The following is a 14,383-nucleotide window of genomic DNA, read 5'->3' on the forward strand; positions in this document are numbered from 1 at the left end:
GCGGTCGGTCCGAGCTCTCGCATCAAAAGCTTTCATCATCCCATTAGCGGCAGGGACTTTTCGCAACCCGATCCAGCATTTACGCTCTCCTGGACAAATATCGAGGGGGATATTCATCATGCTGACAGTCTACGGGGTCTATCGCTCGCGCGCATCGCGTGTCTACTGGATGGCCGAGGAGCTTGGGCTCGAATTCCGGTCGGTGCCAGTGCTGCAGGCAAGGCGGCTCGCAGATCCGCTGGCGCCGGAGGCGGCGCTTAACACGCACTCGCCTGACTTCGCTGCCGTCAATCCGATGGCGCAGATTCCCAGCATCAGGGACGGCGAGTTCGTCATGCACGAGTCGCTCGCCATCAACCTCTACCTCGCGCGCAAATATGGCGGACCGCTTGGCGGGCAAACCGTCGAAGAAGACGGATTGCTGACAATGTGGACGGTCTGGGCGGCGTCGCAGGTCGAACCGCAGACGGTGAAGATCGTGCTCACTTACGATGACGGGCTCGAAAACAGTGAAGACGGCAAGCAGATAATCGCCGTCGCCTGTCGCCTGCTGCGCAGGCCGCTGGCGGCTCTCGAAAGCCATCTTCACGGCCGGCAATGGATCGTCGGCGACCGCTTCACCGTCGCCGATGTCAACATCGCCGAGGTGCTGCGCTACGCCCAGAGTGAAGAGGCGCTTTTTGAAGCACATCCCCATATCAAAGCCTGGATCGAGCGCTGCCAGTCCCGCCCGGCCTATAAGGCGATGCAGGCGACCCGGGCCAAGGAGCCGGTCGAGGTTTGAAAACTACTTGAAAAGCGCCAACGTGCCGGCCATTTCCTCGCGGATCCAGGCCTTGAAATCCTTGACCTTCTTCGGCTCGCGTGTGCCTTCGGCGGTGACGAAGTAGTGACCGAAGCCGGTGCGGGCGCGAATGCCGAAGGGGGCGACGAGCCGGCCCTCGACGAGCGCGAAGCCGGCAAGGGTCTGCCAGGCCAGCATGACGCCCTGACCGGCGATCGCCGCATCGAGGCAGAGCGAGGCATCGTTGAAGACGTGGCGGGTCGAAAGGGTGGCGCCGGATAGTCCGGCCTCGCGCATCCAGACCTCCCAGGTAAACATGGCGCGGCCATCGATGATGGCAGGCAGTGCGAGGATATCGGCGGGTTCCTTCAAATTCGCCGCCATCTCGGGGGAGCAGACGGGAAAGACCTCCTGTGCCAATAACAGTTCGGCCTTCACGTCAGGCCACTTGCCGTTGCCGACGCGGATGCCAATATCGACGTCGCAAAGCGCCGGATTGACGAGATTGGTCGTCGCATCCAGCCGGAGCTTGATGTCGGGATGCCGCTCGGCGAAGCGATCGAGCCGGCAGACGAGCCAGCGGGCGGCGAAAACCGGCGCCACCGAGATCGTCAGAATCGTATCGTCCTTGCGGCTGGCGATCGACACCGCCGCCGAAAGACGGGCAAAACCCTCGTCCAGCGCCAGAAGCACCGGCCGGCCGGCTTCGGTGGCGACCATGCCTCTGGCGGTGCGCTCGAAGATCACCTGACCGAGTTGGGCTTCGGCCTTGATCACCTGCTGACTGACGGCGCCGACCGAGACGCCGAGTTCATCGGCAGCGGCCTGCAATGAGCCGAGACGGCCGACGGCTTCCAGCGCCCGCAGGCCGTTGAGATGGACCATGTTCAAGTTCTTCATGTAGTTTTTCTATAGCGCCTCAGCGTTATTCTCAATTGAAAATCTGCCTGTTGAGGCCGACATTGCAAGCATAGGCAATCCATTCGAACGTAATTGCGCGGACGGATGGGATGGCAGAGGCGAAAAACCGCTGCGCGATCACGTCCGCGCCACTTAAGAAAGCGAGGTATGCCATGTCGTTGCTGAAGTTTTTCTTGAGGCCCGTCCTTCATCTGGGCAATGCGGAAATTGCCGATGCCGCCTGGAAGGACGATCCGTTGCGGCATCCCGAGGTCGAGCGCATGTCGATGCGCGAAATCGCCGATCTGCCGCTCGGGATGCAGGCCGGTTTCCAGGCAGAGGCCAAGCCGCCGCTGGCGAAATGCGCGTGAAAATATGGTAGGTTCGCCCTGGCAGAAAGGGCGGAACCATGGCCGGCGATGTCGATGCGATCTTCGAACGCCTGAAGCGGCTGGCGGCGGAAGCCGGGCTGCCTGATGTCGAGGAGAGTACCTCCTATGGCAATCCGGCGCTGAAGGTCGGCGGCAAGAGCTTCGTTGCGGTGAAGAATGCCGAGACGATCGTGATCTCGATTTCGCTCGACGACAAGGATCACCTGCTGGAGATGGCGCCTGACGTCTATTTTCAAACCGATCATTATGTCGGCTGGCCGCATTTGCCTGTGCGCGCCGCCGTGATCGGCGACGAGGAATTGCGGCTGCGGCTGATCGGCGCCTGGCTGTTCCGGGCGCCGAAGAAGCTTGTCGCCGGATTTAAGGATCAGGCCCGATCATAGGCCAGCGCCCGCTGGACGGCGGGGCGCTGCAGCATGCGGGCGTGGTGGTCGCTCGCCTTTTCGAAGCGGGTGGGATCGACGCCGTCGGACGGCAGCCAGTCGGTCATGACGAAGAGGTAGGGATCGGCGAGCGAATAGGCCTCGCCCATCACCCATGGGCCTTCGAACATCGTCTGCTCGATCAGCGTGAAACAATCGGCCATATTCTGCGGCACCTTGGCCTTCATCGCCTCGATTGCCGCCGGCTCGTCGGCCCAGCGCGAGCCGCGCGGGCGGTGGGCATGGTTCACATGCACGGTCGAGCAGATATAGCTGTTGAAGGACTGGAGCCTGGCAAATTCGAAGGCATCGTCAAGCGGCGCCAGCTTGGCGGCCGGCGCGCTCTGGGCGATATAAGTCAGGATCGCCGGCGTTTCCGTCAGCACGCCGCGCTCGGTGACAAGTGCCGGCACACGGCCTTTCGGGTTGATCTGCAGATAATCCGGCGAGCGCTGCTCGCCGTCGCGGAGACTAATCTTCCTGACATCGAAGGCCAGGCCGGATTCTTCCAGGGCAATAAGGCTTGCGAGCGCGCAGCTTCCCGGCGCGTAGTAGAGTGTCAGCATTGGTTTCGACTCCCTTTCGGCAAGGGTTATAGCGCAGCGGTGCGCGCGTCGGAACTGGTGAGATTGGGTTTTGACGTCCATCGGGACAAGTGAGGTGCGTTGAGCGCGAGCGAAGGGCAATGAATGGTGTGCCGTGCAGCCCCCTCAACCGCCTGCCGGCACCTTCTCCCCGCTGGGGAGAAGAGATTCGTGGCAGCGCCTCACTTCCAAGCGTCTGTTGAAACGAGGGCAATCGGCTTGCTCCCTCTTCTCCCCAGCGGGGAGAAGGTGGCCCGAAGGGTCGGTTGAGGGGGTGAGCGGCAAAGCCGCGAATGCGCTGAGCGTAAGCGAAGGGCAAAGCGCGGGCAAGCAATCCGATCACCCGCAGCCCGGCACGTCTTCCAACCGGTGCCAGACCGGGATGCCGCGTTCCCTAGCGATGCGCACGTCGTTGTCCGCTCCCTTGGAATCGCCGGGCAGGCGCAGCACGCCCTCGCAGAGCTGCAGCAGCCGGCCGGCGACCGGGTGGAAGATCTCTTCGTAGAGTGTGTCGCCGACCGACCGGCCGCCGGCGGCGTGCCAGATCGGCAGGGCCACCCATTCGCCGATCATCGGCACATGGCCGGCTTCAAACAGCGCGTGCGAAGGCGCTTCCAGCCGCTTCAGGTTGGCGGCCATCTTTTCCGGGTCATCACCCGTTCCGGACCGATAAGGCCCGGCAATCAAAATCAACATGATCCACTCCTTCGCTCCGCTTATGCGTGAGCACTCCCGGCCTCATGCACGGGATTTCGTGAAAATGCACGATATTTCTTGAATGTCGAGTCATTTCGTGCAATATCGGGCTATTATGTTTAATTTCGTGCAGAAAGATCATGCTGACAACCCAACGCAAATCCCTCATTCTCGACATCCTGCGCCGTGACGGCCAGGTGGTCGCCAAGCGCGTGGCTGAGGATTTCGCACTTTCAGAAGACACGATCCGGCGGGACTTAAGGGAAATGGCGGCGGAGGGATTGTTGAAACGGGTGCATGGCGGTGCGATGCCGCTGGCGCCAGAGCTGCCCGATTTCACCGCGCGGCGCGGCGTCTCGTCGCAGATCAAGGTGCGGCTTGGCGCGGCGGCGGCGGCGATGGTGAAGCCCGGACAGATGATCTTCCTCGACGGCGGCACGACGACGGCGGAGGTCGCCAGGCACTTGCCGCGCGACATGCCGCTGACGGTTGCAACCCACAGCCCGACCATCGCCGCTGAACTCGAACACCACCCGACAGCCGAGGTGATCCTCACCGGCGGGCGGCTCTACAAACATTCGATGGTGGCAACGGGGGCAGCGGCCATGGCGGCGATCTCGCTGCTGCGCCCCGATCTCTTCTTCCTCGGCGTCACCGCAGCGCATCCCGTGCACGGGCTTTCAACCGGCGATTTCGAGGAAGCGGCGATCAAACGGCATATCGCCCGCTGCTCGGCTGAAACGCATGTGCTGCTGACCGAGGAGAAGTTCGACCTCGTCTCGCCCTGCCCGGTGCTTGGCATTTCCGAGGTGGCGGGGCTGATCGTGCCCATGGAGATGACGGCCGAACGGCTGAAACCCTATCGCGACCTCAACGGCGCAATCGCCGCAGCATGATGGTGCTGCGAGAGGGCTGTGGTGCTGCAGCATGTGGCAGGAGACTTGCGGCAAGGGCCGCGATGAAGGCCGCCAGCACGGCATAGGCCGGCGCCATGCTGCCGGTTCCAAGGGTGAGCACCGTCTGCAGATAGGGTTGCGCCAGCGCGATGACGACGGAAAGTGCCGGCATGTCGAGCAGGGTCCGGGCGATCCGCGACAGTTCCGGCATAAAGGCCGCACCGGCAAGAGCGCCGTAGACCGCCGTCAGGCGGAGTGTGAGGTGCAAGGGCACGGAGGCTGCAAGCGGCAGCCTGTCGCCATCCTCGACGGCAATCACGAGATAGGCGACGAGGGCCGCCAGAAACAGGAAGGCGACGGGCAGCGCCGCCAGGGTGGCGGGCTGCGTCAGAGCCACTGCATCCGGCGCCAGGAAAAGCAGGATCGGCGTGGAAGCGACGAACCAGATGGCGACGATCGGCCCCCAGAACCAGATGAGCGAGAGAGTGTGAAGACGGAGCAGCGTCGCCATGAAGAGCATGCCGATCGCAGCCCAGATGCAGGCGGGTTTCAACATGCCCGATATCAGCCGGAGAACCGGCTCGCAGGCGCCGGACATATCGCCGCAGCCGGACAGCTGGATCGTGAGCCAGGTGATATAATCGAGGCTCAGCGCGGCGAACATGAAGATGCCGATCCCCATCAGCATCCACCAGAGATAGCGGCCTGCAAACATGCCCTGCCCTCACGGCTCCCAGGACTGTGCTCACGTCGCCGCGAAAGGGTGCATCCGCGATCGCAGGACGTACCCTTTTATATTAGTCAATTCTTATTTTTATAATAACTTATGTATGCAAACTCGCATTCACCCGGCCAAGGCGGAGGTGACCCTGACATCGCCGACATGGATGCCGTTCCAGTTGCGCATCGGCGTTGCGGCATAGGCCATCAGCGCCGCATGCACCTCATCTTCCGTCTCGAAGAACCGGGCGAGTGTCGCCGCCACCATGGCTTCGGCGGCGCGGGTCATGCCATCCTCGCATTTGAGTGCGATGGCGATGCCCTTTTCCGGGATCGCGGCGCAGAAGACGCCCTCGGCGCCTGTCTTGACGAAGATGCGGCCTGGGGCGATCTGCATCAGCTTGGTGCAGGCGCGGCCGGAACCGGCGACATAGAAAGGCTCGGCCATGCAGGCCTCGATCAGCCGGCGGGATGCCTTGGCGCGCAGGGGTTCGAGGCCGGTACCGGTCGCCATCTTGGCGAAACCGTGGGCAAGGCTCCTGAGCGGCACGGCATAGGTCGGAATGGAGCAGCCATCGGTGCCGCAGCTATCGGCGCCAATCACGGCTCCCGTGAGGCTTTCCATCGCCGCACGGATCTCGATCTGCAGCGGGTGATGGGTGCCGACATAGCCCGTCGGATCGACGTCCTGATGGCAGCAGGCGCAGATGAAGCCGGCATGTTTTCCCGAGCAATTGTTGTGCAGCGCGGTCGGCGCTTCGAGCGTGCGGGCCTGCTGGATCAGAATCTTCTGGCTCATCGACCAGTGGGCGCCGCATTCCAGCGCTTGCGCATCGCGACCGGCGCGCGACAACATGGAAGCGGCAAGCGCCACATGCTCCTCCTCGCCATTATGCGAAGCGCAGGCAAGCGCCAATTCCTTGTCGCCGAAGCCATAGGCATCTGCAGCACCACTCTCGACCAGCGGCAGCGCCTGCATCGCCTTGCAGGACGAGCGCGGGAAGACCGCGGCCTCGATGTCGCCCAGCGAGAAGACAAGCTTGCCATCGCCATCGACCACAGCCACCGCGCCGCGATGGCGACTTTCGACGAGCAGGCCGCGGGTGACTTCGACGGTGACGGGATTGGTCATGAGCTTTTATCCGGATGCTGGCGGGATAGCGCAGTCCATAACGCGTCACGCGGGGAAAGCCAACGGGGTTGACGTTTTGCCAGGGTTTAGGCGGCTCCGCGGGTGCCTGCTGCTAGTGCACCGGCTCTATCTGTGGCTGGACGTCACCGCATATTCCGTCCTCCTCTGCCTTGAGCCGAGGATCCATACCCGCTGCCGGTGGAGGCCGGCGTAGATCCTCGGGTCAAGCCCGAGGAAGACGGAGGGCGGGGTGAGCCTCTGGAGCAAGTACAGCGAAGTCACCGGAATTGCGCCTCCTGCGGGTCGCGCCGCAACCTCCGCCATCCTAGGCCTTGAGTTTGGACGCATCGGGACGCTATCGTGCAGCCGGGTTCACATCCCAAGGGATTGTTTTGCAAGCAGGCCTGTCTATGACCGAGTCCATATTGTTGGCATTTTTGACGATTGTCTCTTTGGCTCTGGCGTCTTGGCTGGCACGCCGGCCGGCAAAGGCGAGCGTTGGAATAATACTCGGAACACTTCTGGGGCTAGCGCTGATCGTCAGCACGTCAGCTCTGGTCGGATTTTTGGGAAAGGTGCTTCCCTTCGGGCAAATCGACTTCTGGCTCTCAGGTTTGGTCGCGAAATTCTGAGTTCGGCGCTCGGCCGCGCTGCGGGCTCGACCGCGATCACATCGTCCAAATATCGATCACATAAATTGACCGAGGCGATCGAAAACTATCGTTTCTCTGATGGGTTCGATGCGGCTAAGAGTGGGGCATCAGGAACCACTCCCCATGCCATCCACCTTTTCCTTGATCCTTCGCGACAACAGGATCCGCATCCCAACCGTGACCCTCGTCGCGCTCGCCTTCACCTATGCGTCGACCGCGCCCTACCAGTCGATCATCGGAATCAACGAACTCGGCTTGAGCAACGGCGCCTATTCGGCACTGGTGTTCTTCTCTTCGATCGTCAACGTCACGACGAGCCTGACACTCGGCATCTGGTCGGACAGGCTGAAGGAGCGCCGGCCGCTGGTGCTGGGGCTTTCCGTCGCCGGCATGCTCGGCTTCGGATCGATCGCGCTCATTCATAGCCCCGCGGTCTTCATCTTCTCCACGCTGTTGCTGGTGCCGATGAGCAATTCCACCTATTCGCTGCTGTTTGCCAGCCTGCGCGCCAGGACCAACCAGATGGACCGCGGCCAGGGGGCGGCGATCACCGCAATGGTGCGGGCGCTCTTTTCCGGCTCATGGGCGCTGGCGCCGGGATTGATCGGCCTCTATCTCGTCAGTTCGCCGTCGATGACGCCGGCCTATGGGATCGCGGCATTGGCAAGCTGCACCTGCTTCTGCCTGTATTTCTTCTTCGCACCCGGAAATGGCGCCGGCGGCCCTGCCCCCGACCCAGTCGGCTTCTTTGCTTCGCTGAAACGGATTTTCGTGCCGCATGTGCTGTCGCGCGTCATCGTCATGGCGATGCTGTTCGGTCTGCAGCGGTTGAACAGCATGCTCCTGCCGCTGATCATCACCCATTCGGCCGGCGGCACCGTGGTCGATGTCGGCTTCATGGCAGGCTTGACGGCCTTGCTCGAGATGCCATTCATGATGATGTGGGGTTTTGCACAGCGCCGCTTCAAAACCGTGCATGTGCTCGCCTTCGGCGCGCTGATCTATTGCGTCTATCTCCTGCTGCTCGGCTTTGCTTCCGCACCCTGGCACGTCTATGCACTCCTCCTCTTCAATGCCTGCGGGGCGGCAGCGATCCTCAGCGTGCCGATCACCTATCTGCAGGACCTGATCGCGGACCGGCCGGGGCTCGGAACCTCGTTGATCTCGCTGAACACGTTCATTGGGGTTGGCGTCAGCGCCGGCCTCTTCGCCTTCGGCACCGCGATCACCGATTATTCCGGCACTGCCTTCGTCGGCGCGGCCGCGGGTCTCGCATCAATCGGCGTGCTGCTCTATCTCGAAAGCAGCAGGCGGCAGGCGCGGCAACCGGCGTGAAATGCGGCGCTCCGATCGACAGGCGTCAATGCGGCGTGATGCGATAGGCACAACGGCGGGCGCCGGCGAGGATGTGTTCGCTGCGTTCGACCTCGGCGTCGAGGACGGCGCGGAAGGTTTCGAGTTCGGAGCGGCAGAAGCCGACGCAGGCGGTGGCGGCGGCGCAGATCGGGCAATGGTTTTCGACCAGCATGAAGGCGCCGTCGGCCTCCTGCCAGTGATCAGCCATATAGCCCTCGCGGGTGCGAATGCCGGCAAGAGCCGCGACGCGCGAGGCAAGGTTGTCGGCATTGCCGAGTTCCTGCCGATAGCGCTGCAGCGTCTCGGCCTCGCGGGCGGAGATGACGGTATCGAGGGCTGCGGGGCCGAGCTGTTCGACGAGCGTGCCGAGGAGATTTGCCGTCAACTCGGCATGGCCATCCGGGAACTGGCGGTTGCCGCTGGCTGTGAGGTGCCAGAGCTGGCGCGGCCGGCCACGGCCCGCGCCGGCAAGGGTGACCGGTTCCACCAGCCCCTCCTCCGCCATCTTCGAAAGCTGCTGGCGGGCGGCTTCGCCTGATATGCCGAGCGCATCGCCGATCGCGGCGGCGAGCTGTGGCCCGTCGGTTTTTATCAGGATCAGGATCCGGTTGGCTGGGGACTGGCGCATAATTTCCAAGTCAAGTCTTGTTTAATTCGAAACGGCGTGTAATTTTCCAATTTATAACTTGGAAAATAGTCCTTCGCCAGCAAAAATCTCCAGGCCTCCCATGTCGAATATCGACCAGACAGCAACCATCCCCAGCCCCAGCTCCGTCTTCCACCTCTTTGCGCCCGAGCACCTGCCGGCAACGCTGATGCTGGCAGGCGGCGTGACGCTTTATGCGGTGGAGACTTACATCATGGCGACGATCGCGCCCTCGATCGTGCGGGATATCGGCGGCCTCGCGCTGTTTTCCTGGGTCACCAGCCTGTTCGTCGCCGCGGCCGTACTCGGCTCGATCTTCGTCGCCATGCGGCCGCGCGGCATCGGACTTCGATCCGTCTATGTGATCGCGGCGCTGGTCTTCGGCGTCGGCAGCCTGATTGCCGCAGCCGCGCCGTCGATGCCGGTGGTGCTGATCGGACGTGCGGTGCAGGGTCTCGGAACAGGCGCGCTTGCCGCGCTCGGTTATGCCTTCATCCGCTTCGTTTATCCCGAGCCGCTATGGCCAAAAGCCTCGACGCTCTATGCGGCGATCTGGGGTGTGGCGACCGTCATCGGGCCGACGTTCGGCGGCTTCTTTTCATCCGGCCACGCCTGGCGCTACGCATTCATCGTGCTCGTGCCGCTCGGCCTGCTGATGGCGCTCCTGGCGCCGCGGCTGTTGCCAGAGGTCGAGGACGACCGCGAGCAGGCAAAGACGCCGATTGCCCAGATCGGGCTGCTGCTTGCCGCCGTCCTGATGGTCAGCACGGCCGGCGCGATCGAGACGACAGCCACCAAGGTCGCGCTGATCGCCGCTTCGGTCGTCGCGGTCGCCAGCATGATCATCATCGAGGGCCGAAGCCCGAACCGCCTGCTGCCCTCCGGCGCCGTCAACCTTTCCCAGCCGATTTCACGGGTCTACCTGGCGATGCTCGCCATGACCGTCGTTCTCGTCAGCGACGTCTTCATTCCCTATTTCCTGCAAACCTTGCATGGGGTGCCGGCGATCGTCTCGGGCTATCTCGTGGCGCTCGTCGCCCTCGGCTGGACCTTCGCGGCCTTCCTCAGCGGCTCGTGGACCGGCGGCCGAGCCTACTGGGCAATCGTCATCGGCGCCCTCATCGAGGCGGCGGCGACTGCTTGCCTCGCCGTCTTCCTCGCCAGGGACAATCCCGAGGGGCATATGCTCGTCATCGTGCCGGCGGCGATCGGCATGTTCATGATGGGCTTCGGCATCGGTCTCGGCTGGGCGCATCTCGTCGCCATGGTGCTGAAACTCGTCGCCGACAACGAGAAGGACAAGGCTTCTGCCGCCATCCCGACGATGAGTTCGCTCGGTGGGGCGTTCGGGGCCGCCTTTGCCGGCGTCATCGCCAATGGCGCCGGCCTCGTTCATCCCGGCGGCATATCAGGCGCGCTGTCGGCGGCGCACTGGCTCTATCTGCTGATGGCGCTGCCCGGTGTTCTCGCGGTCGGCATCTCGCTAACGCTAGAGCGCCGCGCGTCCGACGGGACGCGCTAAGGACGCTCTATCTCTTTGTTTTGGCGCAATTCCCGGCAAAAGCGCTTCGCTTTGCCTGGCAAAACCGTTGCACACTTTTGCTGGAATTGCTTTAGCCGACGCGCAGCATGATCTTGCCGACATGGCTGCCCTCTTCCAGCAGCTGGTGGGCTTCGACGACATCTTCGAAGGCAAAGACCTTGTGGATGACGGGGGCGACTGTCCCGGCTTCCAGCAGCGGCCAGACCTCGGAGAGCAGGTCGTCACGGATGGCGCGTTTTTCTTCCGCCGTGCGCGGGCGCATGGTGGAGCCGGTGACCGTCAGGCGCTTGACCATGATCGGTGAGAGATTGACCTTGTCGGCGACGGCGCCGCCGAGGAAGGCGATGATCGACAGGCAGCCGTCCTTCGCCAGCGAGGCGATGTTGCGCTCGAAATAGGATGCGCCGATCATGTCGAGGATGATATCGACGCCCTGGCCGGTCTCGGCCTTGATCACCTCGGCGAAATCCTCGGTCCTGTAGTTGATCGCGCGCTTGGCGCCGAGCCGCTCGCAGGCCTCGCATTTCTCCTTCGAGCCCGCCGTCGCGTAGACCTCGGCGCCGAAGGCGCGGGCGAGCTGGATTGCCGTCGTGCCGATGCCGCTGGAACCGCCATGGATCAGCACCGTCTCGCCTTCCGTCAACCCGGCCATCTGGAAGAGATTGGCCCAGACGGTGAAGAAGGTCTCAGGCAAAGCTGCCGCCTTCACCGCGTCATAGCCCTTGGGAAAGGGCAGGATCTGACCCGCCGGCAGCAGGCAATACTCGGCGTAGGCGCCACCATTGGCGAGGCCGCAGACCTTGTCGCCGACGGCATGGCCGCTGACGCCCGAGCCGACGGCAACGATTTCGCCCGACAATTCCAGGCCGAGGATCGGGCTCGCATCCTTAGGTGGGGGATAGCTGCCCTGGCGCTGGGCAATATCGGGGCGGTTGACGCCGATCGCCTCGGCGCGCACCAGGACCTCTCCGTCGCCGGGCACAGGAAGCGGACGCCTGCCAATCGCCATCACCTCCGGTCCGCCGAAGGACGGCAGATCGACGAAACGCATATCCTGAGGCAAAGGCATGACCGGCTCCTCCCTAGAGCGGCTGAGAACCGCTCTACCTTTTTGCTTTGACGCAATCCCGGACGCAAAACCGCTTCGCACTTTTGCTGGGAATTGCTCTAATCGCTGGACACAGGAAATAAATCAGCCCCGCAGGATTGGGAAGGCTTGATGTGGCAGAGGCGTCAATTCGCCTCGCCCAGCAGATGGAAGACCAGGCCTTCCTCGCTGTCCTTGGCGGCCGACTTGATGATGGCGATTTCGGCGCTGACGCGGTTGATATCGTCGATGACGAGGCCCTCCGGCAGTTCGATGACGCCGATCGAGCAACGCATCAGCGGGAACAAAGCTTCGGCGCCGGTGCGGTCGTGACCGAGGATGCGGCCGGCGGCGCGATCCTCGTCGGAATAGAAATCCCGCACGTCGTCGTGGAAATCGCTGATCAGCCGGTCGAGGATCTCCGTCAGTTCCTCCTTGGTCCAGCCGACGATGCCGATGAAGAAATCGTCGCCGCCGACATGGCCGAGGAAATGGCGCTCGGCGAAGAAGTAGCGGCGCATCAGCGCGGCAAACAGCGAGATCGCGTGGTCGCCGAGATGGAAGCCGTAGGCATCGTTGAAAGGCTTGAAATTGTCGAAGTCGCAATAGCAGAAGTGGCGGAGCTCATCGCCGTCGCGGCCGGACTGACGCATGAAATCGCGGATGGCGCGATTGCCCGGCAGGCCGGTCAGTGGGTTCTGGTCCTGTGCGGTCTTCAGCTGTTTCTCGTTGATGACCTTGATCAGCGAGGCGGCGGAGACGACGCCGGCATAGCGCATATTGTCGGTCAGGATCAGGCAGTTGCTGCCTTCCATATTGGCGAAGATCGCCATCAGATGCTCGGCGTCGCTGTCGAGGCCGACGATCGGCGCCATCTCGACGAAATGCGAGATGCTGCGCTCATACATTTTGTTCTTCAGGAGATCGCGGCCGAAGGGCTGGTAGATATATTCCTTGAGATGATGCTCGTGAATGATGCCGCGCGGCTCGTCATTGGCGTTGAGGACGGGAAAGTAGGCCTGGCGCGGATTGCGGCGGAAGAGTTCGAAGACGCTGTCGATGCTGTCGTTCTCGTAGACCGTCGGCAGCAGCTCGATCTGCTTGCGGATGAGGATTTCGTCGAGCGACTGGCTGCCCCGCTTGCTCTTGCCGAGCTCCTGCAGATGCGGAAAGGACGGCGCCAGCTCCGATATATGCGTCGTCGGGCGGGAGATGAACCAGCCCTGGACGAGGTCGACGCCATATTCGCGGCAGGCGATGAATTCGGCCTCGGTCTCGATGCCTTCGGCGATGACGCGCGTGCCGAGCACATGGGCGATGTTGACGATGCTCTTCAACAGATGGCGCTTGCGCGGGCTGCGATCGATCTCGGCGACGAAATGGCGGTCGATCTTGAGATAATCGACGGCGTAATCGCAGAGCAGCTTCATCTCGCCGTGACCAACGCCGAAATCGTCGATCGCCAGCTTGAAACCGGCCTTCCGCAGCCTGGAAACCAGGCCGGAAAATTCCGGCACGCTGGTATTATCGAAACGTTCGGAGAATTCGAAGCAGACGGAGGATGGCGGAATATTGGCCTTGCGCAGGTGTTGCAGCAGGGTCTCGACCAGGCTTTCGCCATGTGGAATGAGCCGGACATCCAGATTGAGGAACAGCGTCGAGGTGGAGAAATTCGACAGCGTCGCGAATTTGGCAAGGGCGCGGCTGGCGACCATCTGTTCTAGCTGCAGCAGCTGGCCGGCCTGGTGCGCCTCGTCGAGAATGTCGACCGGCGTCTCGTAGCCGATGCGATCCTGGCCGCGCATCAGGGATTCGTAGCCGAAAACCGTGCCGGTGCCGGCCTCGACGATCGGCTGGAAGGCATTCTCGACCACAAGCTTGGCAAGGGTTACGATCTGATCGCTGGCATAGCGGCGCAGGACATCCGGCGCGACGGTGGCAGCCAAGGACACCCCAGTCTTCACGTGGCCGGTCTTCATTGGGGTTGATCTCCACTGTGACTTGTTCTTTTTCGCCAGGAACATGCCGCAGAAGGATCAATGAAGTCTTTCGCCAATATGAAAGTTTTATGAAAGGCGCAGAGCACCGATGCCCGCTCCGGGTTTATTCAATTTTTCCAATGCAATCAAATGCTTGTTCAGGCGGAGCGACGGCGCTCCGCCTCGTGATCGGCGAACATGTCGGCGACGCATCTGCCGCCGGATGGAGTGCCGTCGTCAAGAATATCGTCCCGGAACTCATTGAGCTTGCGGGTGCTATCCCAAAGACGGAGCGCCTCGCGGACGACCTCGCTGCTCGAGGCATAACCGCCATTATCGACGGCGGCGCGGATCCCCGCTGCCTGTTGCGGAGAGATGGAAACGGTGACCATCGGCATGAACTTCCTCCCTTTTCTGATCAGGCAGAACCCTGCCTCTGGGGGACGCATGACCATTTTTAGCATTCTCGGCGATTTCGCCGGTGCCTTGGTGCATTCGCACATCGGACCATCCGTGTGCTGGGATTGGTCCGTAACCCCTTAAGTCTAATCCCCTGTCCTAGTCTTGTCAAAAAAGAACGGGTCTTGTCAAAA

The 14,383-nt window shown here is 62.5% G+C and carries 16 protein-coding genes; 7 read left to right on the top strand and 9 right to left on the bottom strand.

Annotated features, from left to right (window positions below):
• Positions 1-118 precede the first annotated feature (118 nt).
• A complete protein-coding gene (locus FY112_RS30385) occupies positions 119-784 on the top strand; it encodes a glutathione S-transferase family protein (RefSeq protein WP_151519997.1) in 666 nt (221 codons plus the stop codon).
• Between the two features lie 3 nt (positions 785-787).
• Here the strand turns inward: FY112_RS30385 and FY112_RS30390 are convergent, their stop codons facing one another.
• Positions 788-1,684 (bottom strand): LysR substrate-binding domain-containing protein, encoded by an 897-nt coding sequence (locus tag FY112_RS30390; RefSeq protein WP_151519998.1) that lies wholly within the window; start codon positions 1,682-1,684, stop codon positions 788-790.
• A gap of 173 nt (positions 1,685-1,857) precedes the next feature.
• Between FY112_RS30390 and FY112_RS30395 the strand changes: the two genes are divergently transcribed.
• A complete protein-coding gene (locus FY112_RS30395; protein WP_151520052.1) occupies positions 1,858-2,055 on the top strand; it encodes a hypothetical protein in 198 nt (65 codons plus the stop codon).
• A 38-nt stretch (positions 2,056-2,093) separates the two neighbouring features.
• Positions 2,094-2,459, top strand: a complete 366-nt coding sequence (locus tag FY112_RS30400; RefSeq protein WP_151519999.1) for an MmcQ/YjbR family DNA-binding protein — start codon at positions 2,094-2,096, stop codon at positions 2,457-2,459.
• Here FY112_RS30400 and FY112_RS30405 read toward each other — a convergent pair.
• Together FY112_RS30405 and FY112_RS30410 are read right to left on the bottom strand one after the other, a co-directional pair.
• Positions 2,444-3,064, bottom strand: coding sequence for a glutathione S-transferase family protein (locus FY112_RS30405; RefSeq protein ID WP_151520000.1), 621 nt, complete (start codon positions 3,062-3,064; stop codon positions 2,444-2,446). The genes FY112_RS30400 and FY112_RS30405 overlap by 16 nt on opposite strands.
• Positions 3,065-3,421: 357 nt before the next feature.
• Positions 3,422-3,778 carry a hypothetical protein gene (locus FY112_RS30410; protein ID WP_017990746.1) on the bottom strand — a complete coding sequence of 119 codons (357 nt, stop codon included), beginning with the start codon at positions 3,776-3,778 and terminating at the stop codon, positions 3,422-3,424.
• A 140-nt stretch (positions 3,779-3,918) separates the two neighbouring features.
• Between FY112_RS30410 and FY112_RS30415 the strand changes: the two genes are divergently transcribed.
• Positions 3,919-4,674, top strand: a complete 756-nt coding sequence (locus FY112_RS30415; RefSeq protein WP_151520001.1) for a DeoR/GlpR family DNA-binding transcription regulator — start codon at positions 3,919-3,921, stop codon at positions 4,672-4,674.
• On the opposite strand, the gene FY112_RS30420 is transcribed toward FY112_RS30415, so the two are convergent.
• On the bottom strand, positions 4,649-5,389 hold the full coding sequence (locus tag FY112_RS30420; RefSeq protein WP_151520002.1) for a hypothetical protein: 741 nt from the start codon (positions 5,387-5,389) through the stop codon (positions 4,649-4,651). The genes FY112_RS30415 and FY112_RS30420 overlap by 26 nt on opposite strands.
• A 129-nt stretch (positions 5,390-5,518) precedes the next feature.
• Positions 5,519-6,526 carry an asparaginase gene (locus FY112_RS30425; protein WP_077975900.1) on the bottom strand — a complete coding sequence of 336 codons (1,008 nt, stop codon included), beginning with the start codon at positions 6,524-6,526 and terminating at the stop codon, positions 5,519-5,521.
• 410 nt (positions 6,527-6,936) lie between these two features.
• Between FY112_RS30425 and FY112_RS30435 the strand changes: the two genes are divergently transcribed.
• On the top strand, positions 6,937-7,158 hold the full coding sequence (locus FY112_RS30435; RefSeq protein ID WP_231285186.1) for a hypothetical protein: 222 nt from the start codon (positions 6,937-6,939) through the stop codon (positions 7,156-7,158).
• Between the two features lie 144 nt (positions 7,159-7,302).
• Complete coding sequence (locus FY112_RS30440) at positions 7,303-8,514, top strand: MFS transporter (RefSeq protein ID WP_151520003.1); 1,212 nt, start codon at positions 7,303-7,305, stop codon at positions 8,512-8,514.
• A gap of 25 nt (positions 8,515-8,539) precedes the next feature.
• On the opposite strand, the gene FY112_RS30445 is transcribed toward FY112_RS30440, so the two are convergent.
• A complete protein-coding gene (locus FY112_RS30445) occupies positions 8,540-9,163 on the bottom strand; it encodes a metalloregulator ArsR/SmtB family transcription factor (RefSeq protein ID WP_131630554.1) in 624 nt (207 codons plus the stop codon).
• Between the two features lie 100 nt (positions 9,164-9,263).
• Here FY112_RS30445 and FY112_RS30450 point away from each other — a divergent pair, with 100 nt between their 5' ends.
• Complete coding sequence (locus FY112_RS30450) at positions 9,264-10,703, top strand: MFS transporter (RefSeq protein WP_151520004.1); 1,440 nt, start codon at positions 9,264-9,266, stop codon at positions 10,701-10,703.
• A gap of 91 nt (positions 10,704-10,794) precedes the next feature.
• Here the strand turns inward: FY112_RS30450 and FY112_RS30455 are convergent, their stop codons facing one another.
• From FY112_RS30455 to FY112_RS30465, 3 genes are all read right to left on the bottom strand, one after another.
• A complete protein-coding gene (locus FY112_RS30455; protein WP_151520005.1) occupies positions 10,795-11,793 on the bottom strand; it encodes an NAD(P)H-quinone oxidoreductase in 999 nt (332 codons plus the stop codon).
• 164 nt (positions 11,794-11,957) lie between these two features.
• Positions 11,958-13,835 (bottom strand): EAL domain-containing protein, encoded by a 1,878-nt coding sequence (locus FY112_RS30460; RefSeq protein WP_151520006.1) that lies wholly within the window; start codon positions 13,833-13,835, stop codon positions 11,958-11,960.
• Positions 13,836-13,948: 113 nt separating this feature from the next.
• A complete protein-coding gene (locus FY112_RS30465; RefSeq protein WP_017959525.1) occupies positions 13,949-14,188 on the bottom strand; it encodes a type II toxin-antitoxin system ParD family antitoxin in 240 nt (79 codons plus the stop codon).
• Positions 14,189-14,383 lie beyond the last annotated feature (195 nt).

This window comes from Rhizobium sp. PEPV16 (assembly GCF_008919455.1).
Classification (GTDB): Bacteria; Pseudomonadota; Alphaproteobacteria; order Rhizobiales; family Rhizobiaceae; genus Rhizobium; species Rhizobium leguminosarum_Q.

Coding starts and splice junctions, on each gene's coding strand:
- FY112_RS30385 (WP_151519997.1), top strand. CDS start 119: ATGCTGACAGTCTACGGGGTCTATCGCTCGCGCGCATCGCGTGTCTAC.
- FY112_RS30460 (WP_151520006.1), bottom strand. CDS start 13,835: ATGTTCCTGGCGAAAAAGAACAAGTCACAGTGGAGATCAACCCCAATG.
- FY112_RS30400 (WP_151519999.1), top strand. CDS start 2,094: ATGGCCGGCGATGTCGATGCGATCTTCGAACGCCTGAAGCGGCTGGCG.
- FY112_RS30455 (WP_151520005.1), bottom strand. CDS start 11,793: ATGCCTTTGCCTCAGGATATGCGTTTCGTCGATCTGCCGTCCTTCGGC.
- FY112_RS30440 (WP_151520003.1), top strand. CDS start 7,303: ATGCCATCCACCTTTTCCTTGATCCTTCGCGACAACAGGATCCGCATC.
- FY112_RS30395 (WP_151520052.1), top strand. CDS start 1,858: ATGTCGTTGCTGAAGTTTTTCTTGAGGCCCGTCCTTCATCTGGGCAAT.
- FY112_RS30425 (WP_077975900.1), bottom strand. CDS start 6,526: ATGACCAATCCCGTCACCGTCGAAGTCACCCGCGGCCTGCTCGTCGAA.
- FY112_RS30410 (WP_017990746.1), bottom strand. CDS start 3,778: ATGTTGATTTTGATTGCCGGGCCTTATCGGTCCGGAACGGGTGATGAC.
- FY112_RS30405 (WP_151520000.1), bottom strand. CDS start 3,064: ATGCTGACACTCTACTACGCGCCGGGAAGCTGCGCGCTCGCAAGCCTT.
- FY112_RS30445 (WP_131630554.1), bottom strand. CDS start 9,163: ATGCGCCAGTCCCCAGCCAACCGGATCCTGATCCTGATAAAAACCGAC.
- FY112_RS30390 (WP_151519998.1), bottom strand. CDS start 1,684: ATGAAGAACTTGAACATGGTCCATCTCAACGGCCTGCGGGCGCTGGAA.
- FY112_RS30450 (WP_151520004.1), top strand. CDS start 9,264: ATGTCGAATATCGACCAGACAGCAACCATCCCCAGCCCCAGCTCCGTC.
- FY112_RS30420 (WP_151520002.1), bottom strand. CDS start 5,389: ATGTTTGCAGGCCGCTATCTCTGGTGGATGCTGATGGGGATCGGCATC.
- FY112_RS30435 (WP_231285186.1), top strand. CDS start 6,937: ATGACCGAGTCCATATTGTTGGCATTTTTGACGATTGTCTCTTTGGCT.
- FY112_RS30465 (WP_017959525.1), bottom strand. CDS start 14,188: ATGCCGATGGTCACCGTTTCCATCTCTCCGCAACAGGCAGCGGGGATC.
- FY112_RS30415 (WP_151520001.1), top strand. CDS start 3,919: ATGCTGACAACCCAACGCAAATCCCTCATTCTCGACATCCTGCGCCGT.